The sequence below is a fragment of the Bradyrhizobium sp. SHOUNA76 genome (assembly GCF_023006445.1).
In the GTDB taxonomy this organism is placed as follows: Bacteria; Pseudomonadota; Alphaproteobacteria; order Rhizobiales; family Xanthobacteraceae; genus Bradyrhizobium.
Map to the genome: position 1 here is coordinate 1 of NZ_JALBHA010000455.1, position 5,346 is coordinate 5,346.

Annotated in this window: 4 protein-coding genes; 1 reads left to right on the forward strand and 3 read right to left on the reverse strand. The window is 64.5% G+C overall.

Translation table 11 applies throughout. The annotated features are described in order from the left end of the window. Positions 1-185: 185 nt before the first annotated feature. A complete protein-coding gene (locus MOV74_RS30565) occupies positions 186-494 on the reverse strand; it encodes a GIY-YIG nuclease family protein (protein ID WP_246930515.1) in 309 nt (102 codons plus the stop codon). Between the two features lie 93 nt (positions 495-587). Between MOV74_RS30565 and ligA the strand changes: the two genes are divergently transcribed. Then, entirely contained in the window at positions 588-2,735 is a 2,148-nt protein-coding gene (ligA, locus tag MOV74_RS30570; RefSeq protein ID WP_246930521.1) for an NAD-dependent DNA ligase LigA, read from the forward strand. 116 nt (positions 2,736-2,851) lie between these two features. Here ligA and MOV74_RS30575 read toward each other — a convergent pair whose 3' ends face one another. Both MOV74_RS30575 and MOV74_RS30580 read right to left on the reverse strand, forming a co-directional pair. Next, a complete protein-coding gene (locus tag MOV74_RS30575) occupies positions 2,852-4,126 on the reverse strand; it encodes a multidrug effflux MFS transporter (protein WP_246930517.1) in 1,275 nt (424 codons plus the stop codon). A 328-nt stretch (positions 4,127-4,454) separates the two neighbouring features. Continuing rightward, the coding region (locus MOV74_RS30580) for a M24B family metallopeptidase (RefSeq protein ID WP_246930519.1) at positions 4,455-5,346 on the reverse strand (892 nt) is incomplete at its 5' end.

A 5,346-nucleotide genomic window follows, 5' to 3' on the forward strand; every position in this document is an offset into this window, starting at 1 on the left:
GCGAGGAAATCGCCCGCATGCTGGCCGGCGCCGAGATCACGGCGGAGGCGAGGGCAGCGGCGGAACGGCTGCTCAAGGCGGCCACGGCTTAGGCTTTCACCGTCATTCCGGGGCGATGCGAAGCATCGAACCCGGAATCTCGAGATTCCGGGTCTGGTCCTTCGGACCATCCCGAAATGACCCTCTCAATTGCAGATCGACTCGTACAGATCATCCCAGTTTGGATTGTCTTTCTCGATCAGCTTGATTTTCCAGTCCCGCTTCCACTTCTTGAGCTCCTTCTCGCGTGAGATTGCCGAGATCGGATCGTCATAGACTTCGAACCAAACGAGCTGCGTGATGTTGTATTTGGCCGTGAAGCCTGGCACGCCTTTGATTCGATGCTCGTAGACGCGGCGCACGAGGTTATTGGTGATGCCGACATAGATTGCTCCGTCGCGTCGGCTTGCTAGGATATAGACGTAGTAAGCCTTGGTCTCTCCCCCAACCGTCATTCCGGGGCGCACGAAGTGCGAATCCGGAATCTCGAGGTTCCGGGTCTGGTCCTTCGGACCATCCCGGAACGACGAGCTAGAACCTTAAGCATGATGGCAAGAGCAGCAAAATCGAAACCACTTCGCGACGTCGCCGACCTCACCAAGGCTCAGGCCAAGGTCGAGCACATGCGGCTGTCGCTCGAGATCGAGGGGCACAACGAGCGCTACTATCAGGAGGATGCGCCCACCCTCACCGACGCCGAATACGACGCGTTGCGCCAGCGCTTCAACGCCATCGAGAAGCGCTTTCCGGAATTTGTCACGGCGGACTCGCCCTCGCAGAAGGTCGGCGCGGCGCCGTCAGGCCGCTTCAAGAAGGTCCGGCATTCCGTTCCGATGCTGTCGCTCGACAATGCCTTTGCCGAAGAGGACGTGCGCGACTTCGTCGGCCGCATCGTGCGCTTTCTGAAGCTCGACGACGACAAGGTCAATTTCTCCGCCGAGCCGAAGATCGACGGCCTCTCGATGTCGCTACGCTATGAGGGCGGCGAACTCGTCACTGCGGCGACGCGCGGCGACGGCGCGGTGGGCGAGGACGTCACCGCCAACATCCGTACCCTCGAAGACGTGCCGCAGAAGCTGAAAGGTCGCAGCGTCCCCGACATCTGCGAGGTCCGCGGCGAGGTCTACATGACCAAGAAGGCGTTCCTCGCGCTCAACGAGCGGCAGAAGGCGGCGGGCGATACCATCTTCGCCAATCCACGCAATTCGGCGGCGGGCTCGCTCCGGCAGAAGGACCCGACCATCACCGCTTCGCGTCCGCTCGGCTTCTTTGCCTATGCCTGGGGGGAGATGAGTGCGATGCCCGAGGGGACACAGAGCGGCATGATCGGCTGGTTCGAGCGCTGCGGCTTCAAGACCAATCCGCTGACCAAGCTGTGTCACTCCGTGGAGGAACTGATCGCGTTTCACCAGAGCATCGAGGAAGAGCGCGCCGAGCTCGACTACGATATTGATGGCGTGGTCTACAAGGTTGACCGCATCGACTGGCAGGAGCGACTCGGCTTCGTCTCGCGCACGCCGCGCTGGGGCATCGCGCACAAATTCCCGGCCGAGCGCGCCATGACGGTGCTGCGTGACATCGAGATCCAGGTCGGCCGCACCGGCTCGTTCACGCCGGTCGGCAAGCTCGAACCGGTCGGGGTCGGCGGCGTGATCGTGCAGAACGTCACGTTGCACAACGAGGACTACATCAAGGGCATCGGCAACAAGGGCGAGGTGCTGCGCGAGGGGCGCGACATCAGGATCGGCGACACCGTCGTGGTCCAGCGCGCCGGCGACGTGATCCCGCAGATCGTCGACGTCGTCCTCGACAAGCGGCCGAAGAGCGCCAAGGAGTTCTCTTTCCCGAAGAAGTGCCCGTGCCCGCTGCACACCGACGTCGTGCGCGGCGAGACGGCCGCCGGCGAAGAGGAATCCCGCGCCCGCTGCACCGGCGAGTTCGCCTGCCCCTATCAGAAGATCGAGCACCTCAAGCTGTTCGTGTCACGCCGCGCCTTCGACATCGACGGATTGGGGGAGAAGCAACTTCAGTATTTCTTCGACGAAGGATGGGTCAAGGAACCCGCCGAGATCTTCACGCTGGAGAAGCGCAATTCCAAGCTCAAGCTCGAGGAGATCGAGGGCTATGGCGCGACCTCGGTGCGCAACCTGTTCGGCGCCATCGAGAGCCGGCGCAGAATCGCGCTGGAGCGCTTCGTCTATGCGCTCGGCATGCGCCATGTCGGCGAAACCACGGCGCTGGCGCTGGCACGCGGCTACGGCTCCTGGGACGCCTTCCACGACGCGTGCCTGAAGGTCGCTCACGGCGACGAGGAGGCGATGGCGGACATGGACGCGCTCGACCAGATCGGTGACACCGTGATCAAGAGCATCGCTGATTATTTCGGCGAGAGCCACAATCGCGGCATTGTCGAGCGGCTGACCAGCGAAGTCGAGATCATCGACGCCGAGAAGCCGAAGAGCAACTCGGCCGTCGCTGGCAAGACCGTGGTGTTCACGGGATCGCTGGAGAAGATGACGCGCGACGAGGCCAAGGCGACGGCTGAGCGGTTAGGGGCCAAGGTGTCCGGCTCGGTGTCGAAGAAGACCGATCTCGTGGTGGCCGGCCCGGGCGCCGGCTCGAAGCTCGCCGAGGCCAACAAGCACGGCGTCAAGGTGCTGACCGAGGACGAGTGGCTGAAGCTGATCGGGGAGTGAGGTCTCGCCCCGTCATTGCGAGGAGCCCTTGCGACGAAGCAATCCAGACTGCCGCTGCGGAGAGATTCTGGATTGCTTCGCTCCGCTCGCAATGACGGGGAAGAGCGCGCCACCCCTCACATCATCCCTGTCTCTTCTTCTTCCGCCCGCCCGATCAGCGCCTCGCTGACCACGACTTCGCGGCGTGGGACGACGAAGAACATCGTGCAGGCGCAGAGCAATGAGATCGCCAGCACCGCAGCGGTGAGCGGCAGCGTCGTTGCGGAATGGCCGCCGAGATAGGCGCCGAATTGCGACATCAGCGCGCCGATCCCCTGCTGCAGAAAGCCCATGGCGCCCGACGCGGTGCCGGCCGCTTCCGGTCGGATGCTGATCGCGCCGGCCGCGGAATTCGCCATCACGAAGGCATTGCCCACCATCACGATCATCTGCGTGCCGAAAAGCCAGGCGGGCGCTTCGTTCCAGCCGGTAAAACTCCACAGCAGGTTCAACAGGCTGCCGGCGAACTGGAGCGCGAGCCCGAACCAGATCAGCTTTGCCAGCGAGTGCCGCGGCGCAAAGCGCACGCAGAGCAGATTGCCGACCAGAAACGCAAAGCCCGAGGTCGCAAACCAGGCGCCGTATTCGGCGCTGGTCCGGCCCATCTGCGTCACGACAATGTAGGGGCCGCCGCCGGCGAAAGTGAAGATGATCTGCGAGGCCAGCACCTGGCACATCACATAGCCGACGAAGGCGCGGTTGCGAATCAGGATGCCTATGTCGCCACGGAAACCGCTGCCGGCGGCCCGGCTGCGACGCGTTTCGGGCAGCGCCAGCGCAATGCCGACGGCGACAATGATCGCGGCGACGGTGATGGCGTAGAAGATCGCGCGCCAGCCGAACGCGGTCTCGATCAGGCCACCGGTGAGCGGCGAAACCATCTGGCCGATCATCAGGGCGGCGACCACGAGGCTGATCATGGAGGCGACGCGGTCGCGCTCGTAGATGTCGCGGATGATGGCGCGGCTCACCACCATGCCGGAGGCGCCGCCGAGTGCCTGGAAGAAACGCGCTGCGATCAGTTGCGGCAGGGTTTCGGCGAAGATGCAGGCGATGCTCGCCGCGACCATCAGCGCGAGGCCCCCGAGCAGCACCGGGCGCCGGCCGAACTTGTCCGACAATGGCCCCATGATCAGCTGCGACAGCGCGATGCCGACCATGTAGAGCGACACCGTCATCTGCGCGATCGAGATGTCGCGCCCGAACGTCGTCGCCAGCACCGGCAGCGCCGGAACCAGGATGTAGAGCGAGATCGGCGCGACCCCGGTCATGACGACGAGCAGCAGCAACACCACGCGCGAGGTCGCAAGATTGGTTGCCGCTCCCGGCGGCTTGCTGATGATGCCGTGCATAAACGTCCGTCTTTCGAATTCAAATCGGACTGTAGCGGGCTAGCGCAGGTCCGATATCGGCGTTTCGGAATGCGGCTATACGGATTCCGGGATGGTTATGATGAGGGGGTGCGGAGGTCGAAGATCTACGCAGTACCTGATGAGGTCTGTAGGGTGGGCAAAGACGCGCCCTTTGCGCGGCGTGCCCACCGTTGCTGCTGCAGCGTCGGAATAGAGGGTGGGCACGCCTCCGCCTGCGCTCTTCGAGCTGCGGCGGATGCTTTGCCCACCCTACGGAGCGGAGTGTGGGGTGAGGGCTGCGCGCAACACGATGCAGCCATGCGCAGCGCTACGTCATGTCCGCCGTCGCTTGATCGAGCCAGGCCTTCGTCGCCTCGTCGAGTGCCGGCCGCACCTCGGCCCGAACGCGCGCATGATAGGCATTGAGCCAGGCGAGCTCATCCTTGCTCAGCATCGCTGCATCGATGAGTCGGCGGTCGATCGGCGCCAGGGTCAGCGTCTCGAACGCGTTCATCGGCTTCTCGGCGCCCTTGATGTCGGCGGCGACGACCAGCTCGAGATTCTCGATGCGGATGCCGAAGCCGTCGGTCTTGTAATAGCCGGGCTCGTTGGAGAGGATCATGCCGCGCTTCAGCGGCGTGGTCCCGAGCTTCGAGATCCGCGCCGGGCCTTCGTGCACCGAGAGATAGCTGCCGACGCCGTGACCGGTGCCATGCTCGAAATCGACACCGGCGGCCCAGAGATATTGCCGTGCCAGCGTATCGAGCTGCGCGCCCGTGGTGCCGTCCGGGAAGATCGCGCGCGCGATCGCGATATGGCCGCGCAGCACGCGGGTGAAGCGGTCGCGCATCTCGGCCGTCGGCTCGCCCACTGCCATGGTGCGCGTGACGTCGGTGGTGCCGTCTTCGTACTGCGCACCGGAATCGATCAGCAGCAGGTCGCCGGAGGCGATCCGCCGGTTGCTCTTGCGGGTGACTCGGTAGTGCACGATGGCGCCGTTCGGGCCGGTGCCGGAGATGGTCGGAAACGACACGTCCTTCAGCGCGCCGGTGTCGCGGCGGAACGTCTCCAGCGCCTCGACCGCGTCGATCTCGGTGAGCTTGCCGCTTGCGGCCTCGCGGTCGATGAAGGCGAGGAAGCGCGCCAGCGCCACCGCGTCGCGCCGATGCGCCGTCTGCGTGCCCTTGATCTCGGTCGCGTTCTTGACCGCCTTGAGCAGG

Bases quoted from the DNA above. Each gene is read 5' to 3' on its own strand.
- ligA (WP_246930521.1), top strand. From the start codon at position 588: ATGGCAAGAGCAGCAAAATCGAAACCACTTCGCGACGTCGCCGACCTC.
- MOV74_RS30565 (WP_246930515.1), bottom strand. From the start codon at position 494: ATGACGGTTGGGGGAGAGACCAAGGCTTACTACGTCTATATCCTAGCA.
- MOV74_RS30575 (WP_246930517.1), bottom strand. From the start codon at position 4,126: ATGCACGGCATCATCAGCAAGCCGCCGGGAGCGGCAACCAATCTTGCG.